This window comes from Psychrobacter sp. 1176_08 (genome assembly GCF_052850615.1).
Genome location: NZ_VXCU01000004.1, coordinates 283,030 through 304,362, shown reverse-complemented (window position 1 = coordinate 304,362; position 21,333 = coordinate 283,030). Strand labels below are relative to the sequence as shown.

Annotated in this window: 17 protein-coding genes and 2 tRNA genes; 6 read left to right on the top strand and 13 right to left on the bottom strand. The window is 42.7% G+C overall.

Going from position 1 to position 21,333, the window contains the following annotated elements; all coding sequences use genetic code 11:
- Window positions 1-177: 177 nt before the first annotated feature.
- The 7 genes from FW759_RS07260 to FW759_RS07230 form a co-directional block, all read right to left on the bottom strand.
- Window positions 178-861, bottom strand: coding sequence for a 50S ribosomal protein L25/general stress protein Ctc (locus FW759_RS07260; RefSeq protein ID WP_062843628.1), 684 nt, complete (start codon window positions 859-861; stop codon window positions 178-180).
- A 424-nt stretch (window positions 862-1,285) separates the two neighbouring features.
- Window positions 1,286-2,233 carry a ribose-phosphate pyrophosphokinase gene (locus FW759_RS07255; protein ID WP_095569268.1) on the bottom strand — a complete coding sequence of 316 codons (948 nt, stop codon included), beginning with the start codon at window positions 2,231-2,233 and terminating at the stop codon, window positions 1,286-1,288.
- A gap of 110 nt (window positions 2,234-2,343) precedes the next feature.
- A tRNA-Gln gene (locus FW759_RS07250) sits at window positions 2,344-2,419 on the bottom strand.
- Window positions 2,420-2,658: 239 nt separating this feature from the next.
- Window positions 2,659-2,734, bottom strand: a tRNA-Gln gene (locus FW759_RS07245).
- 240 nt (window positions 2,735-2,974) lie between these two features.
- On the bottom strand, window positions 2,975-3,937 hold the full coding sequence (ispE, locus tag FW759_RS07240; RefSeq protein ID WP_446442582.1) for a 4-(cytidine 5'-diphospho)-2-C-methyl-D-erythritol kinase: 963 nt from the start codon (window positions 3,935-3,937) through the stop codon (window positions 2,975-2,977).
- A 182-nt stretch (window positions 3,938-4,119) separates the two neighbouring features.
- Window positions 4,120-4,746, bottom strand: coding sequence for a lipoprotein insertase outer membrane protein LolB (gene lolB, locus FW759_RS07235; RefSeq protein ID WP_446442581.1), 627 nt, complete (start codon window positions 4,744-4,746; stop codon window positions 4,120-4,122).
- A 184-nt stretch (window positions 4,747-4,930) separates the two neighbouring features.
- Entirely contained in the window at window positions 4,931-6,856 is a 1,926-nt protein-coding gene (locus FW759_RS07230; protein ID WP_446442580.1) for a tetratricopeptide repeat protein, read from the bottom strand.
- 535 nt (window positions 6,857-7,391) lie between these two features.
- On the opposite strand from FW759_RS07230, the gene hemA reads away from it, so the two are divergent.
- The 5 genes from hemA to FW759_RS07205 all read left to right on the top strand — a co-directional run bounded on the left by hemA (window position 7,392) and on the right by FW759_RS07205 (window position 13,837).
- On the top strand, window positions 7,392-8,750 hold the full coding sequence (gene hemA / locus FW759_RS07225; RefSeq protein ID WP_062843633.1) for a glutamyl-tRNA reductase: 1,359 nt from the start codon (window positions 7,392-7,394) through the stop codon (window positions 8,748-8,750).
- 463 nt (window positions 8,751-9,213) lie between these two features.
- Window positions 9,214-10,350 (top strand): aminotransferase class V-fold PLP-dependent enzyme, encoded by a 1,137-nt coding sequence (locus FW759_RS07220; protein ID WP_446442579.1) that lies wholly within the window; start codon window positions 9,214-9,216, stop codon window positions 10,348-10,350.
- A 205-nt stretch (window positions 10,351-10,555) separates the two neighbouring features.
- A complete protein-coding gene (locus FW759_RS07215) occupies window positions 10,556-10,993 on the top strand; it encodes a YeeE/YedE family protein (RefSeq protein WP_446442621.1) in 438 nt (145 codons plus the stop codon).
- Between the two features lie 52 nt (window positions 10,994-11,045).
- Window positions 11,046-11,465, top strand: coding sequence for a DUF6691 family protein (locus tag FW759_RS07210; RefSeq protein WP_446442578.1), 420 nt, complete (start codon window positions 11,046-11,048; stop codon window positions 11,463-11,465).
- Window positions 11,466-11,701: 236 nt separating this feature from the next.
- Window positions 11,702-13,837 (top strand): FAD-dependent oxidoreductase, encoded by a 2,136-nt coding sequence (locus FW759_RS07205; protein WP_446442577.1) that lies wholly within the window; start codon window positions 11,702-11,704, stop codon window positions 13,835-13,837.
- Window positions 13,838-13,973: 136 nt separating this feature from the next.
- On the opposite strand, the gene FW759_RS07200 is transcribed toward FW759_RS07205, so the two are convergent.
- The 5 genes from FW759_RS07200 to FW759_RS07180 form a co-directional block, all read right to left on the bottom strand.
- Window positions 13,974-14,741 carry a lysozyme inhibitor LprI family protein gene (locus FW759_RS07200; RefSeq protein WP_446442576.1) on the bottom strand — a complete coding sequence of 256 codons (768 nt, stop codon included), beginning with the start codon at window positions 14,739-14,741 and terminating at the stop codon, window positions 13,974-13,976.
- A gap of 79 nt (window positions 14,742-14,820) precedes the next feature.
- Window positions 14,821-15,402 (bottom strand): tetratricopeptide repeat protein, encoded by a 582-nt coding sequence (locus FW759_RS07195; protein WP_446442575.1) that lies wholly within the window; start codon window positions 15,400-15,402, stop codon window positions 14,821-14,823.
- A 20-nt stretch (window positions 15,403-15,422) separates the two neighbouring features.
- Window positions 15,423-15,983 carry a hypothetical protein gene (locus FW759_RS07190; RefSeq protein WP_446442574.1) on the bottom strand — a complete coding sequence of 187 codons (561 nt, stop codon included), beginning with the start codon at window positions 15,981-15,983 and terminating at the stop codon, window positions 15,423-15,425.
- A 1-nt stretch (window position 15,984) separates the two neighbouring features.
- Window positions 15,985-17,454 carry a PAAR domain-containing protein gene (locus tag FW759_RS07185; RefSeq protein ID WP_446442573.1) on the bottom strand — a complete coding sequence of 490 codons (1,470 nt, stop codon included), beginning with the start codon at window positions 17,452-17,454 and terminating at the stop codon, window positions 15,985-15,987.
- Window positions 17,455-17,671: 217 nt separating this feature from the next.
- Window positions 17,672-18,676 carry a lipoate--protein ligase gene (locus FW759_RS07180; RefSeq protein WP_443566519.1) on the bottom strand — a complete coding sequence of 335 codons (1,005 nt, stop codon included), beginning with the start codon at window positions 18,674-18,676 and terminating at the stop codon, window positions 17,672-17,674.
- 266 nt (window positions 18,677-18,942) lie between these two features.
- On the opposite strand from FW759_RS07180, the gene FW759_RS07175 reads away from it, so the two are divergent.
- Entirely contained in the window at window positions 18,943-19,839 is an 897-nt protein-coding gene (locus tag FW759_RS07175) for a DMT family transporter (protein WP_443566518.1), read from the top strand.
- A gap of 55 nt (window positions 19,840-19,894) precedes the next feature.
- Here FW759_RS07175 and FW759_RS07170 read toward each other — a convergent pair whose 3' ends face one another.
- On the bottom strand, window positions 19,895-21,025 hold the full coding sequence (locus FW759_RS07170) for a hypothetical protein (protein ID WP_446442572.1): 1,131 nt from the start codon (window positions 21,023-21,025) through the stop codon (window positions 19,895-19,897).
- Between the last annotated feature and the right edge of the window lie 308 nt (window positions 21,026-21,333).

Genomic DNA, 21,333 nt, shown 5'->3' with positions numbered 1-21,333 from the left:
AAAACATTGTTGAGTCATATTTAAAAAGACGGTGTGACAGAACTGTCTTAGCTTACCAATAATGGTGTCCAAACCCTACTTACAAAAACAGCAGGAGATCTGAATCACCTGCTGTTTTTTTGACTGAATAAATCATCGATTATATGCACTACAACGAGTGGCTATATAAAGGAATGATTACTCGCTGTCTTTGTTTTCTTCAGTACCGTCGTTTTGCTCAGTAGCTGGTACTTCATCAGCATCAACGTCGTCAGCAGCTTCGTCAACTTCTTCAACCGTTGGTGGCTGCATGTTAACGATAGTACGGTCATGGCCGTCTTCTAGCTCAAGCTCATGAATCACAACACCTTCAGGAAGAGTGATATCTGATAGACGGAACAAATCACCGATTTCCATACCAGATACATCTATTTCTAGGTATTCAGGTAATTGTGATGGTAAGCAAACAACTTCGATATCAGATACTAGCGTAGATAGTACGCCTGCAGCAGCGGTACCTGGTGCTTCTTCACGACCAACAAAATGCACAGGAACGTTCATGTGGATTTTTTGACCTTTTACAACGCGCTGGAAGTCAGCATGCATTGGGAAGCCTTTCGCAGGATGACGCTGCAAATCTTTGATAACGGCTTGATGCTCTTCGCCATCAACAGTGATGGTCAAGATGTGTGAGAAGAATGCTTCAAACTCAAGCGCTTTTACCAACTCGTTTAGCTTGATAGAGATTGCTGTTGGCTCTGCGTTGCCACCATAGATGATAGCAGGAACTAGGTTCTGCTTACGTAGGCGGCGGCTCGCACCTTTACCTTGTAGGTCAGCAGAACGATCAACTGCATTTAGCTCAAAATGATTAGTGCTCATGGATATAATCCTATAAAAAGAATGATGAAGTGTCTGGTCATAAAAAAGTGGATTTGCGACCAATCCACTAATGGGTGATGATAGCTAAAATTTGTCGTTGCTGATAAAACATACAACACTCAAATCTTGCCATTCGCTCATCATAACGAATGATATGCCTATTACAGTCATTAAAATCGTTATTGCTAAGCTTGATCAGCACTTTTGGTAATATCGACCTGACAAAGTCAAAAGTGGTCGACACAGGCGCGCATTATACGTGGTTTTGTAGTAATAATAAAGACCTACGCAAAATGACTGTACAAACTATTCAGTAAAAAAAGCGCCAAGTGAAGACACTTGACGCTTTATATTTGGCTACTGATAATCTATTACCACGCGTATGATTGTAAAAACCACCGTAACGATTGTTTACGTTTTGAGCTTAAGCGTCAAACATCGCACTAATAGATTCTTCATTGTTGATACGGCGTAAGCTTTCAGCCAGCATCGGTGCAATGCTTACCTGACGGATTTTACTACAAGCCTTGGCTTCATCTGATAAAGGAATGGTATCAGTCACAACCACTTCATCTAATGCTGACTCGCTGATATTCTTTAGCGCGTTACCAGATAAAACAGGGTGGGTAATGTAAGCCAAGACGCGACGTGCACCATGTTCTTTTAGTGCTTCAGCGGCTTTACATAGGGTACCTGCGGTATCAACCATATCATCAACAATCACACAATCGCGGCCACGGACATCACCGATGATGTGCATGACTTGTGACTCGTTGGCACGTGCACGGCGCTTATCAATAATTGCCAAATCCGTATCGCCTAACTGCTTCGCCATCGCACGCGCACGAACCACACCGCCAACGTCAGGTGAAACCACCATGATGTTGTCATAGTCTTGTTTTTGTAGGTCATTCAATAGAACGGGTGTACCGTAGATATTATCAACAGGAATATCAAAGAAACCCTGAATCTGATCTGAGTGCAAATCAACCGTCATCACGCGATCGATACTGACGATGTTGAGCATGTCAGCGACGACTTTAGCAGAAATAGGCACACGAGCTGAACGTGGACGACGATCCTGACGAGCATAACCAAAATACGGCATGACGGCTGTGATACGGCCAGCACTAGAGCGACGCAAAGCATCGGCCATCATCATGATTTCCATCAAGTTGTCATTGGTTGGTGCACAAGTAGGCTGCATGATAAACACGTCTTTACCGCGTACGTGTTCTTTGATTTCCACGGCAATTTCGCCATCAGAAAAACGCGTGATGTCAGCTTTACCAAGAGGTATATGAAGGTGATCGGCTACGGTTTTTGCTAATTCTGGGTGGGCATTGCCCGTAAAAATCGCCAAATAAGGCATGACAGAAGTCCTATTGATTGACTCAAGCAGCGACCGCTAAGCAGTGACAAACTGCTCAAATTAAGAAAAGAGTGGTGAAAAAAGTTGAAGTATACTATTACAGTAAAAAATGGCAGGGGTAGCTGGACTCGAACCAACGGATGTCAGGATCAAAACCTGATGCCTTACCAACTTGGCTATACCCCTGTAATGTCTAGGCTGTGGACTCCGATATCTAATAGTAACCAATTAGTCACTCTAAGAATGGGCTCACGACCTGTTAGTTATCTAAGAAACGGATAAACCGTCCAAAACATAACTTTTCCCTAGCGGTGTCCATTGCGAACTATACCGAAACTGGGATAACGTTGTCAATGATATTAAGATAAGTGACTGTTTATAAGCCGCTTATAATAAATCCATCTCAAACGCTTCGTACTAAAAAATGGCAGGGGTAGCTGGACTCGAACCAACGGATGTCAGGATCAAAACCTGATGCCTTACCAACTTGGCTATACCCCTATTGAGGCGACCTATTATAAGTAAATTTTCAGATTTTGCAAGTCATTTGCGTCTTTTTCTAGGATTTATTCATATTAAATTGACGTCGAAGGCGTTTTGACAGATAAATATTAAGGTACAAGATTGTATTTGATATCTACGACTAGTGATAGTTCGAAGCTTATGTATACGATATTCTGTACAGAATCTTTAAAGGATACGCATTTTTTTTGCTTAAAAGCTATTTTGGAAAATACCCACTTATAAACTCCTTACCACATATCCTGCACAAGGCGCCTCTTTAATCCACTTCGCCAATAGCTTTTTATCAGAGGCAATACTCGCATCTAACGGTAAAAATACAGCGCTACCAGAGCCGGTCATTCGTGCTGTGCTCATTGCTTGTGCCTCTAACCCTTGCAGATAATGTAATGCCTCTGCAACAGCAGGAGCGAGGCTTGTCACTACTGGAGTGAAGACATTATGATAGGGCGAGGTAAGCGTTTGTACATAGTCAGTGTATTGGCTGCAGATAGTATCAATCGACAGAGGAGCGATATCTCGCTGTAGTTTGGGGTGGGCGAATAGTTTGGCAGTATTGACATGCGCATCAGGCATTAAGACTAAATACTGCTGGTCAGGTAAGTCAATGGCAGTCAATTCCTCACCAATACCCGTCGCGATGGCATCTTGACCGAAGATAAAGATAGGCACATCTGCACCTACCTGCGCACCGATTTTTATCAGCGAATCGCAAGTAAAATTGAGATTCCAAATCTCGTTGAGCGCCAGCATAGTCGTTGCCGCGTTGGACGAGCCACCACCCAAACCTGCACCCATTGGCAAATTCTTGTCTAAAGTAATAACTACTTGTGCCAACTGCTTAGGTAGCGTATTTGACTGTATGGCAAACGCAAGCAATGCGCGCGCTGCTTTAAAAATTAAGTTGTCTTCTATATCGGCAGTGATGCTCTCAGCACCCGCCAGTATCAATAACTGATGACAGAGAGTATTGGCATCTATTCCGATATTAGCCGTTTGTATCACAGCATAATCAGCCATCGAAAAATGTAAATAATCGCCCCAATTGAGAAGACGAAATACCGTTTGCAAATTATGATAGCCATCAGCACGCCTGCCCGTAATGTGCAAAAATAAATTAATTTTTGCAGGGGATAAGCGGCTAACAGTAGAATTAGGTGTTATGGCTAAAGCATCAGGCATAAACAACACTCATAATAAGTAAAAAGGGTTGGTTTATCAGTAGAGTTAATCCACCTTAAAAATGATATAGGGCGACTGAAATGAATGTTGCGCTGCCTCTGTATGATGAGAAGCAAGAAAATTCATGCCAGTCGCCCGTGGGTATTAACATATTGATTTTGTTTTGAACTGGATATAACCGTTTAATGATTGATGGTCATGACAACTTTATTGCCTTGTGATTGTACTGCACTGATTTTATTGGGCAGCTTGTCATTCCCTTTATACGTGAAGCTGGCACGCCATTCACCATTGACCGAACTGACTAAGCGATTTTGAGCATCAAGCTGTGGGGCGCTGTCTGATGGCGCTGGGCGACCAGATATCCAATAAGGCAGTTGTGAGATTGGCGCTTTCCAACCAGTGGCTTTTTGCAATAAAGTCTCAGGATCATCAGCAGTCAAGGTTCCTGTCTTTTCGCTAACTAGTGTGGCAGTTTGACCATTGTATTCGATGTTGGTTTTACCAATACCCAATGCGCCAATCAGTTCAATGGCAAAGCGATCGTTCTCTTGTCCCCACGCATAAAACGCACTGCCGCCTTGGCTTCCTGTGGTGTCATTAGCCGGAGTAGTAACGCCGATTTTGCCTGTGATGTTAAAGTTTTCAAGCTTTTTAGGTTGGTCTGCGTTTTGACCTTGCATCATGGTTGGTTGATTGGTCGCATTCGCGGTCTTTAACGACTGACAGCCAGAAGTAATAATCATCGCTGCCGTCAAAGCAGAGAACAAAGCTAACTTATTGGTTTTGTAAAAAGGGCGTGTTGACATAATAGTGCTTCCTCAAAATGGACAAAGTGACAAAATATTAGCTTAATTCTTATTTGTTACTCAGTTATACGTGGTTGTTAGCTTCTTATAATGACCTTGTAATCATCATACCCAAGTAACCCAAGTCATATATGTAAGGCATCAAAACGTTTGGCGCTAACCAGTGGTTTACTCCAAGCATGAATTAATACAGTTGTATGCGGTCACTGATATTGCTTTGTCCGAACGAAAAACGCTGCTGCAAATCTGCTAGCAATGTTTCGACCTTTTCATTATTGCCTAGACCTTGATAAGCGCGTAATAGCAACGTACCTGAACGCAAAGTTGGGAATACATCATAAGGCGTTTGTAAGTAGTCGATGACCTGTTGATAGTCTTCGTTGGCCAATGAATTACTGGCCAGCACATTGAGTGCTTGCAAGTGTAGATCATTGTCGTAACGAGGGTCATCGTAACGAATTTGAATGATAGCTGTGGCTAATGCTAATCCTTGTTCGGAGCTGCGTTCGTTGGCGAGGAGTAGTTGAGCATAACTCAGCTGATACGACAAGTTGCTAGGGTCTAATGCTTGCAAGTGGTTGAGCAATGTACGTTTGACAATGTAGTCATTTTTGTCATCAAGCAGCTGGGCGCGGGCAAACAGCAATGCTTCATTATCAGGGTATTTACGAGCGGCGCGCGTTAAGAGGCGAAGCGCTTCTTCAGGCTCATTTTGCTGCCATAAAATATCGGCTTGTAGTACATAAGTGTCAGGCGCGAATACGCTAAAATCTTTACGCAGTTTTTCTAGCGTGGCGATAGCCGCATCGGTATCGTCATTTAACAGTTCAAACGCCACAACTTTTCTACGTGCTTCTAGTACCAAATCTTCTTGCATGACATTATTAAAATAACGTTTTGCTTGCTCCACGTTTTGCTGACGCTCGGCGCTGATACCAAGATAATAATAGGCGCGATCAAGATAAGCGGACGTTTTGGCGAGCGTATTGAGTAGCTGATCGGCGCTGTCGTATTTTTCAATATCCAAACTGACTAACGCTGCCAATAAAGTGATTTCTTCGTCGTCTCTAAACTGACTGTGAGCGTTAAGCAATAATTCCCATGCTTCCTGACTTTGTTTGATGTCCAGTAAGTAGCGAATCTCATATAAGTATAAGCTTTTACTATCGGGATTACGCATACGGGCTTGGTTTAGGTAATTAACAACTGTTTCCGCTGTAACGATTTTGCGCAATATATCAGCTTTCAAAGTGATAAAAGGCACATAATCAGGTTGACGCTTCAAAGCGCGGTTGATATGTACGATGGCAATCTCAGGCTCGTTAAACTGATAGAGGAGACCTGCTTTTAAAACAGACAATGAGGCGTTTTGTTCGCTATCGAGCGGTTGTAGCGCAGCCAGCAGTTCACGTTTGTCTTCATCATTGTTTGGATAAATGCCAATCAGAATCTCGCTCAAATCAGCGCGAGGGTCATAACGTAAAATACGGTTGAGTGTTTCACCAGCCAGCAGATAATCATGGGCTCGAAGTGCGAGATGCGCGACATAAAACCATGCAGGTACATGGTCCGGGTTTTGATCTTGCCATGCTTTAGCAAACTGCAACGAATCCTCAACCCTTTCACTGCGTAAAGACAGACTCAGCGCCCTTTCAAATACCGCAGTCGCATCATCTTTGAAGGATTGCTGTTTATAGATAGCGAGGGCTCTTCGTTTGTCATCACGATCTGCTGCAAACTCGGCATCCAATAGGGCATATAGGCTTGGCTCTTGCATCTCAGGTTGCCAGATACTCGTCGGTGCTAAGCCATTGATGTTATCGACCGTTTCTATAGGCTGTGTTTGATCATCGCTAGGCGCATTTATAGAGGTTTTAGAATCAATAAACGGCGTGGATATCTCGGGCAAATTTGTCTCTTGCCCCAAGTCTGCATGACTGGCATGTGCTGGTGTCATCAGGCACAGACAAATCGCCAATGACAACGTCAGTTTATAACGTCGATATAGGCTATCCATAATGACACGCAGCAAAGCACGAAGGCTAAACGATTCGCCATTTACAAGTAATAATCGAAACTGTGATTGAAACACTGACCCAAAAAAAATCATAGATAGCCGTATTCGCCCATTGCTTATCTATTGTGATAAAGCAATTTTATTTAATCATATCAACCAAATATTGGTAGTGAGTACTCATTACAAGCATTATACGAGTAGAACAAGACGATAAACAATAGTGTCCATGTTACTTGATAGTGGCAGCAGTCTTGCTATCAAACGTATTTTTATTCTATATTGTCTGCTTTTGACCAAAATCCGTCACGCAGTTAATTATTGAAAAATACTTTAAAAATATAGCAAGTTACGAGGAACTAAGCGACCCATTTATGTCTACTTCTATGACCACACCCCAAAACCCGACCATTGGTTTTATCAATCATAAGGGTAGTTGATTTGTAATATATACGCCCAGATACAGGCAAATACGCTTCATAGAAGGGCGAGTGTTAATTAAAGCTAGCAATAATGATATAATAAGCGATTTTTAGGTTCTTCCTCTCAGCGCTGTTCATTAGGACTGTCTTTTAATAGAAAGAAGACAGCGTGATGGGCAGGTGAGCATCATATTTATGGTCTATTGATAATGAGATTAGTGGTCATTGGGGTCAATCACAAAACTGCACCAGTTGCTCTGCGCGAGCGTTTGGCGCTTGTGGGTGACGACGTGAATATCGCTCTCAAACAATTGGAGACTTTCACGGATGGTAGCGTGATTGTTTCTACCTGCAATCGTACTGAGATTTATGCTCTTGTCCCTGTAGTAACAGAAGCAGCGTCACAATCTGAGGCACAAGAAACGACGGCTGTGAGCGGTAGTAACCATGTCTCTGCGGCTGATATCAACGCCCATGTTGTCAAAATTAAAACATGGCTGGCTGATTTTAAGCAATTATCGCTTATTGATATCGACCCATATCTCTATGTGCATCGTGATACTCATGCACTGACTCATTGGCTGAGAGTCGCGGCAGGGCTGGACTCTATGATACTGGGTGAGCCGCAAATATTGGGTCAAATCAAACGCTCAGTACACCTTGCGCAAGAGCAAAAAGTGCTAAGCAATCAGCTTGGCTGGATCGTTGATCAAGTGTTTGCTGCCGCCAAACGTGTGCGTAATGAAACCAAAGTTGGCGCTCAAGCAGTGTCTCTCAGTTTTGCTGCGGCCAAGCTGGTGACGCAAATATTTGATGATTTACCTAGCCGTACTTTGTTGGTCGTTGCGGCAGGCGAGATGAACCGTTTGGTAGCCACACATATCGCTGGGCTGGGTGTGGGACGCGTGATTATTTGCAACCGTAACCCTGAGCGAGCAGAAGCGTTAGCCGCTGAACTGCGTCATCCTGACCGCCGTGTGGAAGTCAGAACCCTACAAGAATTGCCTCAGGTACTGGCAGAAGCGGATATTGTCAGCAGCTGTAGCGGCAGTATGGATTTATTGATTGATAAAACCATGACCGTACAGGCACTCAAGCGCCGTCGTTATCAGCCCATGCTCATGATTGATTTGGCCGTGCCACGTGACATTGACTCCTCGATCAGCCGTATAGATGATATCTATTTATATTCTGTTGATGACTTACAGCATGTCATTGCTGGTAATATCGAGCAGCGTCGCCAAGCGGCAGTCGATGCTGAGTTACTGGTCAGCCAGTTAGTCGTTGAGGTCGATCGTCGCTTTCAGGTACGACAAGTGGGTAAAGACATTCAGCAGTATCGTGCGCATACTCAGGATAAAGTCGATAAGCTACTACACGAGTCTATTGCCAAATTACAGCAAGATGACGCCAGTCCGGAAGAGATTCTCATCGAGTTGTCACGTCGTCTCACCCAGTCGCTGACCCATTCGCCATCTAAGCTGATGCGTAAGGCAGCCCGCGAAGGTGACAGTGAATTGCTCAATTTTGTTGTATCAGGATTAAAAGATACTCATCGTGGTCGCTAACTTGTATCTCATACCATCATTTATTGTCTAAAATTATCGATTATTTCTCGCTTACTGATTGCTATACAGCTACTTATATTCCTTCTCCATCCTTAAGCCATTCCGCTAACTCAATCTTCTTCAAAATCTCTTGTACTAGCATTCGGTAAGCCTGATGTTATTAGTCCTTATTTTCTGTCTCAATCATAAAATTGATGTTTTTATTTTGTATGCTCTCATAAACCACTAAAAAACTCATGAGTACAAGACACCTTTAGCAATGATAGTGGTGCTAAGATATAGTGCTATATTGTCATCTCTGCCTTACGTTCTACACGCTTGATGTTGGCAGCACGGTATTTATTTCATGTTGAATATAGTGCAGGCTGACTTATTCAAATAATTAGTAAAAGCGTACCAGAGTTTTGTGACAGCCAATTTTAGAGAAACATTCCATGATCTGACCATAAACAAGGAGCGTCCTATGACGGCATTACGTCAAGATATTGATCCAAACGGCTTATTAGAGTATTCAGTGGTCTATACTGACCGCGCCCTGAACCACATGTCTCAAGTCTTTCAACAAGTGATGACTGACTTATCCAGCGAGCTAAAATCAGTGTACAACGCTGACGCCGTCGTGATTGTGCCAGGCTCTGGTACTTATGGTATGGAAGCGGTGGCGCGTCAGTTGGCAAACGATGAAGATTGTCTCATTATCCGTAATGGCTGGTTCAGTTATCGCTGGACGCAAATTTTAGAAAAAGGAAAAATTGCCAAATCATCTACGGTATTAACCGCAGAGCGAGCAGATGATAGCGAGTCACCAAGACCATTTGCACCAGTGGATATCGACACGGCGGTCGCCAAGATCAAAGCGGAAAAGCCCGCGATGGTCTTTGCGCCGCATGTTGAGACGTCGTCAGGCATGATTTTGTCAACAGATTACATCAAAGCATTGAGCGCTGCGGTTCACAGTGTGGGCGGCTTATTGGTTATTGATTGTATTGCTTCAGGCTGTGTTTGGTTGGATATGAAAGCGCTGGGTATAGATGTCCTCATCAGCGCCCCGCAAAAAGGCTGGAGCAGCACGCCGTGTGCGGGTCTGGTGATGCTCAGTGACGCGGCGATTAAAAAAGTAGACAATACAGAGTCAGATAGCTTTAGCTTAGATTTGAAGCAATGGTTGACTATCATGCGTGCCTACGAGAATGGCGGTCATGCTTATCATGCAACCATGCCGACCGATGGCTTACGCCAATTCCGTGACACGCTATTGGAAGCCAAAGAGATTGGTTTTGATACACTGTGCGCTGCGCAATGGGAGTTGGGCACACGTATCCGCAAGGTATTGTCAGACAAAGGCATAGAAAGCGTCGCGGCTGAAGGATTCGAAGCGCCAGGCGTGGTCGTTGCTTATACTGATCGCGATGATATGCATAAAGGTAGCGCTTTCGCTGAAGCGGGCATGCAGATTGCTGCTGGTGTCCCTCTCAAAGTTGGTGAGCCTGATAACTTTAAAACGTTCCGCTTGGGTCTATTTGGTTTGGATAAATTGACCGACATTGACGGTGCGGTGACCCGCTTTGAATCAGCGCTAGAAGAGGTGCTGGCTAACTAGTTCAAGTCGTTTACCTTTATAGTAAGTATTAATAATAGTAAGTATCAGGATATAAGAGTAGTAAACGTTTAGCTAAAATACTGAACGCTAGTGTCACGCTAGGTTCAGTATTTTTTTACCTTTTTATTATATTTAATAATATAATGTATTTTTATAAATTAAAAATCACATTTGCTTTTGCTACCAATGGGTTGAGAGAACTATGATGAACATACAAATAGACTGGCAAGCATTTACGCCCATCTCTTTGGTAGGCGGACTGTTGCTGGGCGTAGCGACAGTCATACTGCTACTGGGCATTGGACGAATTGCGGGTATCAGTGGTATTTTTTCAAGCTTGCTTAAGCCCAAGCGAGTAGAAGCTTGGCAAGTGTTGTTTATAGTGGGGCTGGTTGTATCACCCGTGCTATATGGTCTGGTCAAACCATTACCTGCTATAGAAATGAGTACGTCTTTGCCGTTGTTGATGGGTGCAGGGTTGTTGGTTGGTTTTGGCACCCGACTGGGTTCAGGATGTACCAGTGGACATGGCATCTGCGGTAATGCGCGCCTGTCTCCACGCTCGATGGTGGCAACGGTGACCTTTATGTTATTTGGCATGGTGACGGTTTATATTGGTCGCCATCTTTTGGGACTGATCTAAACGAGTAAGATGGCTGATTACTACCTACATAAAAAAATAGAGAGACAGAGCAATGTTAAAAAATATGATTGGACTACTAGCGGGGCTACTATTTGGCGTAGGGCTGCTGATATCTGGTATGACAGATCCTACCAAGGTACAAGGGTTTTTAGACGTTTTTGGTGCATGGGACATTTCTCTGGCACTGGTGATGGGCGGTGGTCTGATCGTGGCCATCATCGGGGTACAACTTGCCAAGCGTCAACCAACCAGTTGGATCGGCAGCTCAATTGAGATGCCAACCACAACCGTTATTAATAAAAAGCTGCTTATCGGCGCGATGCTGTTTGGCATTGGCTGGGGTTTGGTAGGTATCTGTCCGGGACCAGGCATTGTATTGCTAGGAGCTGGACAATGGCAGGCTTATGTATTTATTCCCGCGATGATCGTAGGCATGCTGATATATCAGTGGCTTGAGCCTAAGCTTGGGTAAGAGCAGTTTTAATAAGATATGGATACGGTCAATTTAAAATAAATTGAGCTGACTTGAAGCGCTCTTATAATCGATATGATGAGCAGATTTCCTGATTAAAATAGCGTGACCAACATAGTGCTCACTCATCAGTCGTTTGTCTGCATAGCTGATAATAAGGGCGGTGTGTTACGATAACAACAACACAAAATTCTATAGCTTGCTTAGTCTCACCAACGATTCATAAGGAAAATGACATGACCGCCAGCGCCACTGCCAGTATGATTGATACCGCCAGCACCAACGAACACTATCCGCATTTGTTTGAGCCGCTAGATTTGGGGTTTACCACACTAAAAAACCGTTTGGTCATGGGTTCTATGCATACAGGACTTGAAGACCGTTTTTATAATTACGGTAAGCTGGCTGCTTATTTTGCAGAGCGTGCCAAAGGCGGCGTGGCTATGATGATTACAGGTGGTATCTCGCCTAATCGTGAAGGTTGGTTACTGCCTGCTGGCGGTACTATGAATACAAAAGCTGATGTGATCAATCATCAACGCGTCACCCGTGCAGCCCACAAATACGACAGCAAAATCATCATGCAAATATTGCACAGTGGTCGCTATGGTTATCATCCTTTTGTCGTATCAGCCAGTCCTGTCAAATCACCAATCTCGCCTTTTAAACCACGCAAGATGAGCATCAAAAACATTGAGCAAACCGTCAGAGATTACGCGCGCTCAGCTCGTCTTGCCAAGCAAGCAGGTTATGACGGCGTCGAAATCATGGGCTCTGAAGGCTACTTGATCAACCAGTTTTTATCGCGTCATGTAAACAAACGCACGGACAAGTACGGCGGTGATATCCAAGGTCGTATGACCTTTGCCGTTGACATTGTCAAAGCCGTACGTGAAGCAGTGGGAGAAGATTTTATTATTATGTTCCGTCTGTCGGTGATTGATTTGGTCAAAGACGGCAACGTCATGGACGAAGTCATCACGGTTGCCAAAGCGCTGGAAGCGGCTGGCGTGACCATTATGAATACTGGTATTGGCTGGCATGAAGCGCGTGTACCAACCATTGTGACGAGTGTACCGCGTGCCGCCTTTGTTGATTTTAGTGCTGAAATCAAAAAACACATCAGCATTCCTATGATGGCCGCCAACCGCATCAACATGCCAGACTTGGCAGAAGAAATTGTCGCTAGTGGTCAAGCGGACATGATTCAAATGGCACGTCCGTTTTTGGCCGATCCAAACTGGGTCAATAAAGCCAAAAATGGTCAAGCAGATCGTATCAATACCTGTATCGCTTGTAATCAAGCTTGCCTCGATCACACTTTTGAGCACAAACGCTCCACCTGTTTGGTCAATCCGCAAGCTTGCTATGAGACGGAGTTGGTCTACAAAAAGGCGAAAAAGCCTAAAAAGGTGGCGGTCATCGGTGGCGGGGTGGCTGGCATGTCAGCGGCGCACGTGGCAGCGCTGCGTGGTCATGACGTGACGCTGTTTGAGGCCAAAGATATCTTGGGTGGACAGTTTAACTACGCCAAAGTCATCCCAGGTAAAGAAGAGTTTTTTGAGACCATTCGCTACTATATCAATGAGCTTGAGCACTTAGGCGTTGACGTGAAACTGAACACCAAAGTCGATAAAGCCATGCTTGAAAAAGCCAAGTTCCATCACGTCATTGTCGCAACAGGCGTCGTACCAAGAAGCCTTGCTGGTAAGCTTGAAGGGGCAGATCTGCCGCAAGTCATGAGCTACGCTGAATTGCTCTCGGGCGAGAAGTCTGTTGGCGATACCGTTGCCGTCATTGGGGCGGGCGGTATTGGCTTTGATGTCAGTGAATACCTTACCGCGCGACACGGGCAGCCACTCGATGAGCTAGGCCCTGAGTTGCTAAAAGACCCAAGCTACCGTCCAAAACCCCAGTCAGTGAGCGAGTGGCGTGAAGAGTGGGGCGTGACTGAAGATACGGCCTATCAAACCGATGGTGGATTGACTAAGCCTGAAAGTATTAAACCGATTCGCCAAGTTTACCTCATGCAGCGTACCAAAGGTCGCCTAGGTAGTGGTCTGAACAAAACCACAGGCTGGGTACATCGCGCTCATGTCAAATCGCACGGTGTCATCCAAGTATCAGGCGCTCAATATAATAAAATCACCAATGAAGGAATTTGGATCACCAACAACCAAGGACAAACGCAACTGTTGCGAGTCGATAGCGTCGTCGTCTGTGCTGGTCAAGAGTCGGTGGTTGAGCTGATGCCAAATGTGGGTGATGCGCCAGATGCACAATACCATATTATTGGCGGCGCAAAACTGGCCGCTGAGCTGGATGCCAAGCGCGCGATTCGTGATGGGGCAGAGGTTGCGGCGGGGATTTAATAGCTTTACAGTTTGAATAAAAAAGTGGCAAGGTGAATTATCTTGCCGCTTTTTTGGTTTAGTGAATCTAGTTTTTGATATTAAAGCTTCAGTTCAGCTTATGATGATTTTGAGAGAGTTGAGGGATGCAGCGCACTTACTCTCGTTCTAATACGATACCGTCAAAATAGCCTCTCATACCACAATGTACTTCTCTATATTTATTATCCATGTCTTTTAATAATAATTGAGTCTTACCTTTATAGAGTGCTGGATACAAACGCAGTTCAGCGGTTTCATTTTGCAGGTCATTGTCGATGACCCAATGGTTTTCTGACCACGTTGCCTTACTCTCTTCAATCTCACAGGTATGTCCATTAGTAAACACTAAAATGCCATCGATAATGGCAAGATAAGGCTTATTAGCGACCCTATGAATCAAGACACTATTTGTTGTCTTTGCTACTACCTTCCAGTCGTTAGTTTCTGAGTTATACATCGGAACTTCCACATCTTGAAAAAACTCACCAAATGACTTTTTGCTAGGTAAGTTAGAACGATTTAGCTCATCTGGGAAATCCCAAGCTACACCATTATAATTTTTATCTTCAATATATTCTTTATACTCTCGTATAAGGCATTCTGTATCTGTACACGTATTGCGCTGAAATCTAAGCCAACGTCGTTGATCGATAATCATATTATCTTTAAAAATTCCGCTGTCTTCGTAATCAGAAGTATTAGCAAGGTCTCGTTTATATTTTTCTGCCATAGCGTTATCAAGCTTTGATAACTCAGTGTTCGCACAAACCCTCTTTTCTATCCAAGTAGCCGCTTTTTTACAATCAAAACTGGCTGAATGTGCTGCAGCGGGTAGTAGGGCAGTGCCTAAAATGATTAGTGGGGTTAAGAGCTTTTTTTTCATACTATCCTCATTTTTTATGATTTGATTACACTTGAATGGAGATAGGAAAGATGTAAATGTAGGATAAATTCAGTACTAATTAATTCTCTGAACTATCCTCTAAATCACCCAAGGTAAGCCCTGTCTCTTGAGTGCTAAAAATAGTGATGTCTTTATCATCGATTTTACCATTCATGACCAATTTACCGATGCGATTACTGGCTTCTTGATTGCCTTGATCTGCTGCCTTTTGATACCACTCAAAAGCTTTATCATAGTCCTGCGGTACACCATAACCATTCTCGTAGAGACCGCCAATATTAAGCTGTGCTACATCTAACCCTTGATCAGCTGCTAGCAGATACCACTGCATTGCTTTTTTATAATCTTGTTCCACACAAATACCTTCATAATACATAGTACCGAGATCGTATTTAGCAGGAGCATAATCTTGATCAGCAGCTCTTTTAAATAGGCTAAAAGATTTTTCATAATCCTGAGGAACTGAGTTACCCTCATAATAGGCAAGGCCAAGTTCGTATATCTCAGCAGGAGTGCTTTGATTTGAAAGTATAGGAGTGTTTGATGACTCCGCTGAACAAGCGGAAACGATTAATATATTTGATAATAAAGTAGCTAATAGTAAAGACTTAATTAGAGTAGTAGTTTTTCTTTGATACATTAAAATTCCAGTAGGAAACTCTATTGAGTAGGTTGGTTTAGACTTATCTGCTTATAGGTCATACCTTCTGGCAAAGGTATGCAATCGACTTCTTTTTGAGATTGATTAGGCTGACAATAGTCAAGCGTGTCTGATATGATCTCTTCTTGCATTTCTAAGATACTTGGATCCGCTGGAGTTAAGTAAACTTTACCCATATCAATAAATTTTTTGTTTTGGAGGTAGTCTTGATTTCCTTGTGTTTTAGTTGTTGAAGGTATATCACCTATTGTATATAACTTCGAGACGTATGATTTATGGTCGAAAATTAAAGAAACGCCATAATAATTTCTTATAGAGTCATGGCTTGGACCAATTAACCAATACTTATACTCTACTGGCGGTATTAAAAAATTTCCGAATGTATCTGTGTTAGTGAAGTTTCGAGAAGTGAGGAATACTTTAACATCACTTATAGGCTGATCTGTTTTTCTATCGATCACTTGGCCCTCAAACTGGGGAGTTAGGTATGCTATTTTCTGTTGACAGCCTAGTAATAAAAAAGATAAAAAAAACAAACTCCATGAATACTTAATTTTCATACTAATTAATCTCCAAGCGACTTATCCATAATAGACCTTTTACATCTATTTCATTAGCCACTACTCTCTCGTAAAATTCTGTTGCTTGATTTTTTGTATACTTCATCAAATCTAATTCTCCTACACTTGGGTATTGATAAGCACCATTGGGTGTTTGCCACGGATAAGAGCTACCTTCATGATTAAGTGATTGTCCATCTCCTCGGTAAGCAGATACGATAGCATGGCCCATTTCGTGTGCAAAAGTTTCTTTAAAAAGTAAATCACTTTTAGAAGGTATGCGGAAAAATAAGTTGCCCGAGCTGTCTATTAAACAACCAGTGTTGTAAACAACCTCTTGAAAAAAAGGAATATTATTTGAACGACTGTTTTTTCCATTCGTATTGTAGGTAATCTTTGTCTGAGCTATTGCCCTTCTATCGGATAATATAGCCTCGGTATATACTTGATAAACTTGCCTTTGAATAGTAATGTGCGGCTTAATATGAGAGTGAGTACTATGATTACGACTCCAATACTTTTTTACCCCAGCCAATGCAAGTCTAAATAAATCGTTATCCGTCTTATTCGGTTTTACTAGCATTCTACTCTGTAAACCACTGGCTTTAATTTTTTCTACCGCTTCTTTAGAGGGTGGAATACCTTTAAATTTTATAGTATCAGCAATATTAATACGTAAACCTACATCAATACGTTTATTCTGTTTATTGATTTTAATGTCTGCCCATTGTTCTTGCTTATATCTAAACTTAACCTTTTTTGAATGATCAGCAGAAAAACCAGAGTTAGACTGGCCAGTTACCTTAAACTCCTGTTCTCCATGAACAAGCATGCTGCTATCATACTTATCTTTAACAAAGCCATCCCACTCAAAGGCAACTGTATCTCCTGCACTAAAAATACCTATCTTTTCAGCAAGAAATGAAGAGCCTCCTGAGCTTCCAGATCCTGTACCTGATATGTTCAACTTTAAATTCTTAAAAGTACCGCTATGAATTTTTACTTCAATATAAATTTTACTGTTCTTAAGTCCGTTAGCGATGGAATCATTAAATTTTGGAATACCCATAGGTACGTAGGTATTATCTTTTAAATATATTTTGCTTAATGTTAAATAGGATCCCTTATCTTTCTCTTTAAAAAAGTTTCTCTGTAAATCCGACTTTGGAAACACCAAAGGCGCTGCCTGCGCAATACTACCCACACTAAAGTCTGACTCTACAAACGCTTGTTGATTGGCAATGAGTTTCGCGCCGCAGCTCGTTATATCACCGCCGCGTGCAATGGGCGCACCATCGACCACAAAAGAAGCGTCGCCACTCACGATGACGGTCATCTTTTTGCATTTTTTGCACATGACTTGGTCGCCCTTGCGAGCGACAGGGATACCATTATGAGTGGTGTGCGGTGAGCCAGTCATGACTGTCCCACCGTGAGAGGTCTTTGCGCCAACTGTGATATAGGCTGCCATAATGCTACCTTTAAAATGCCCAACGTTCAGACTCTTACAGCGAATCCATTATTTGCAGGACATTATAGAGGGCTAATACCTTAAATATCAAACTTAAGTTCGTCTGATTTTATAGATTATATAGCAGCTTTGGTCTATATTGAATGTGGAGGTCTTTGAATCAGAGAGTACAGAAAAAATCAGGTTACTTGTACTAATAGTAATAACCAGCAAAAATCTAACCTTCTAGTACACCAATCAACCAATGAGATACGTCGTCAATTTGCGCTACCAACTCGGTATTTGCTTGACTCAATTCATCGAGCCTAGTCTTGATGTTATCTTTACTGTATTTAATACCAGATAGAGCACCCTTTAATAAATCAATCAATTCCACAGTCAGCGCATCAGAGAAAATGACCACATCAGTAATGACGGCCTGCTTCACATCGAGATGCATATCGATAATACCCCAATCAAAGCGCGTCTCAATGTGGTGGCTAAATTCAGGGGTTTTGCCAAAGCGCCAGTCCCAGTCTGCCATTTGCTCATAGTATTTATTGAGCGTCGGCTGCTTAGCAAGGCTGGCTTCATCCAACTCTTCTACTGGTGCAGTCTCTTCGTAATATTCACAAAATGCTTCGATAATCGCATCGGATAAGTTTTCGTGATTGATATCTTTATTAAACTCAACGAGGTTAGCGACGCGGGCGCGTACTGATTTGATGCCCTTGGCTTTGAGTTTAAGCGGGTGCGGATTGAGGTAGTCACCCAGCTTTTGCATATCGGCATTCACGAGTAATGTCCCATGATGAAAGCTACGATCGGCTGCATGCTTAAAGGCATTGCCTGATATTTTTCTATCGCCTACTTGCATGTCGTTACGACCAGATAGCTTAGCATCTATACCCAGTTTTTTGAGCGCATTGATAATGATGGTAAAGTTCGCCTCTTGATCGTAGCTGTCTTTGGGCGACAAAAAAGTAAAGTTGGTATTACCCAGATCATGAAACATCGCGCCGCCGCCGCTCTGCCGACGCGCCAAAAATACCTCGTCTGCCTCCATCTTATCGATTTTACATTCTACCCACGGGTTTTGTGAGCGTCCGATGACGACGGTCTCAGAATTACGCCACAAGAATAGCGTATGAGAATTGGCGTCCAATGCTTGGAATATCCAATCTTCAGTGGCAAGGTTAAACCAAGGATTGGTCACGGCAGACTTTAAAATGCGTAGATTCATTATCTATCCTTTTTAGAATGAGTTCAGGTTTTATACGTTATTAATCGATTTATAAAACAGATGAAATCATTTTTACTGATGCATGGTCAAAACTCAATGGTTATCTGGCAGATGTGCTGAGACAAAATCCTTAAGAAATACAGAAAACACCATACCTATTGAGCGCGTAAAAAGTTATCATCGAGGTTTTTTATCTCCCTGCTATTTTTACGATTGCGCATTTTTATAATATGCCCATGTCGTCCAACGCTCGATAGGATCAACCCATGACCAACCGTGACCTCATCATTTTTATAACCCTCTCCTTTATGTGGTCGCTGTCCTTTATTTTTTACCGTATTGGCGTTCCTGAGTTCGGTTCATTGGCGTTTGCCAGCTTGCGAGTGGTATTGGCAGGACTGACCATGTTAGTTTTTGTGCTGATCAAAAAGAAAAACAGACAAGGCATCGTTAAAAACTGGAAGGTACTGACCCTAGTTGGGCTGTTTTCTGCTGCCATACCTTTTATCTTATTTTCTTTTTCAGCGCGCTCGGTGAACGCAGGGGTATTAGCGGTACTTAATGCTTCTGTACCCATGATGAGTGGCTTTATCGCCAGTACGTTTTTTAAAGACAGACTTTCAAAAAAGCAAATACTTGGTTTAGTTATTGGCGTGGTCGGTGTCATCATTTTGATGAGCGAAAACTTATTTGGTGAGCAGGCGGCGACGTCAGGCTCAGGATTATTATCGATGGGTTACGCTTTGTTGGCGTGCGTGGGTTATGCCGTTGGCGCAAACATTACCAGAAACTACCTAGATAATGTCTCGCCAGTGGCGATTACCGCAGGCTCGCTTATCATTGGCAGTGTCATTATGTTGCCTGTTGCTTTGTACGAGTTTCCGTATGGCAAGAGCATCAGTTTGATGGCTTGGGTTTCTGTCATTTGTATTGGTGTGTTTTCAACCGCCATCGCTTTGATTTTTATGAATCAGTTGATTAAAAGCATTGGACCAATGCGCGCGACCAGTATCACCTTGGTCATTCCAATTTTTGCGATTATTCTGGGTTATTTGTTGCTTGGTGAGGCATTAGACACGCCAGCGATTATTGGTTCGGTAGTGATACTGTTTGGCACCTATCTGTCTTTGGAGTTATCACTTAAGAAGATGCTAAAACTATAAATACCTCTACTGCCTTTGTGTTTGCTAAAAGGGTATGGTTAATTGCTTAATATCATTATTGCATATCCTGTTCTACACAAACGACGCCGTCAAAACAGTTTTTATTATTCACTTGCCATGGTGACGCAATCGATAGCGCTTCTTTTATTTGGTAACGGGCGACTGCCCACTCATCCATCTCATAACTATTTTCATCGATGTCAGGGGTCGGGTATTTATCCTGACGCTGACTATCACTTAGCGACATAAAGTCTAACAATTTTTGAGCGTCTTTAGCCAAAACACTATTGGGACGTCTGGCCAATTTGAGCATTAGTGGCCGATATTCGGGTGCTATAAACTCGTGAATGGTGTCATCTGTCCACTGCGTATTTTCTGAACCAAAAAACAATAAATAGCGATAGGTCTCAGATAGCTGTTTGGCGTCTTGATATGCATAGCCGTGCGGATAACGCGCTATATAATCTTCCCAAAATACTGCGTGCTCCATCACTTCTGCAAATGAGATCGCAATCCCACCATCGTTCCAAAGAATACCTTGGTTATCTTTTGCCAGTCGCTCAATAAATGCTTTTTGATCTTGTTGCAGATAAGGAATAAAGATATCTGCCATGGCTTGTAAGTCATGAGTCAAGTTGTGATTACCTTCACCCAAATACTGCACGCTAACGTCGGCACCGTTCTGAACAAGTTCAACAAGGTATTGCAAGCGTGGCGGCAACTTCTTTAAATCCTCTGTCGGAACTTTTTCCTTTTGCTCTAATGCACTCATAACCGCAAAGAACGGCTCACTGAATACTGCATCTAATGTGTCATTATTCCCTAAAAAACGGGTATACATCGCCTGATAGCTTTTTAATAACGCTATTACCTCAGCATTACTAGCAGTTGGCAAACAAGCTTTTAACGTTTGTTGAACAGCATAAATAGCCTCAATGTTGCTCTCGTTGTTTACGTTTTGCATGGCATCGTTTAACGCTAAGCAGGTTTTGGCGTCTACGGCTAATGCTGGTGCAGTGTCTAATTTGAGCGGTGCTTTTATCGCTGGTTTTTGAGCAATTTGCTCTGTAGTGTTTGCTTCATTTGATATAGATGACTCTGTTGACTGAGGTTGGCAAGCGCTTAGACCAAACACTAGGCTGGTTGCCACTCCCAATGTTGTCCATGAGAACCGAAGACTCTGCATATACGGCATCCTTTAGATACGTGCTAAAACCATAATAACCACAATAATCATAACAATTGTTTGTCTAAAATTTATAAGTATATAGCAACTTTTCTAATCTATGACATTGTTAGCAAATCTTATTAAAGGCATTCGCTTAATAAGGTAATAAGAAGACTTGAATAATGAGTATTATCAATACCGATATCATGTCGTATTGGCCTTTTTGTTTGTAAATTTTCCTTGAATAACCTCATCTATCCCTTATAAAGAAAATCAATAAAAGCATATCTACAGATGCTTTTATCAGCATTTTTCAGCGAAAAATA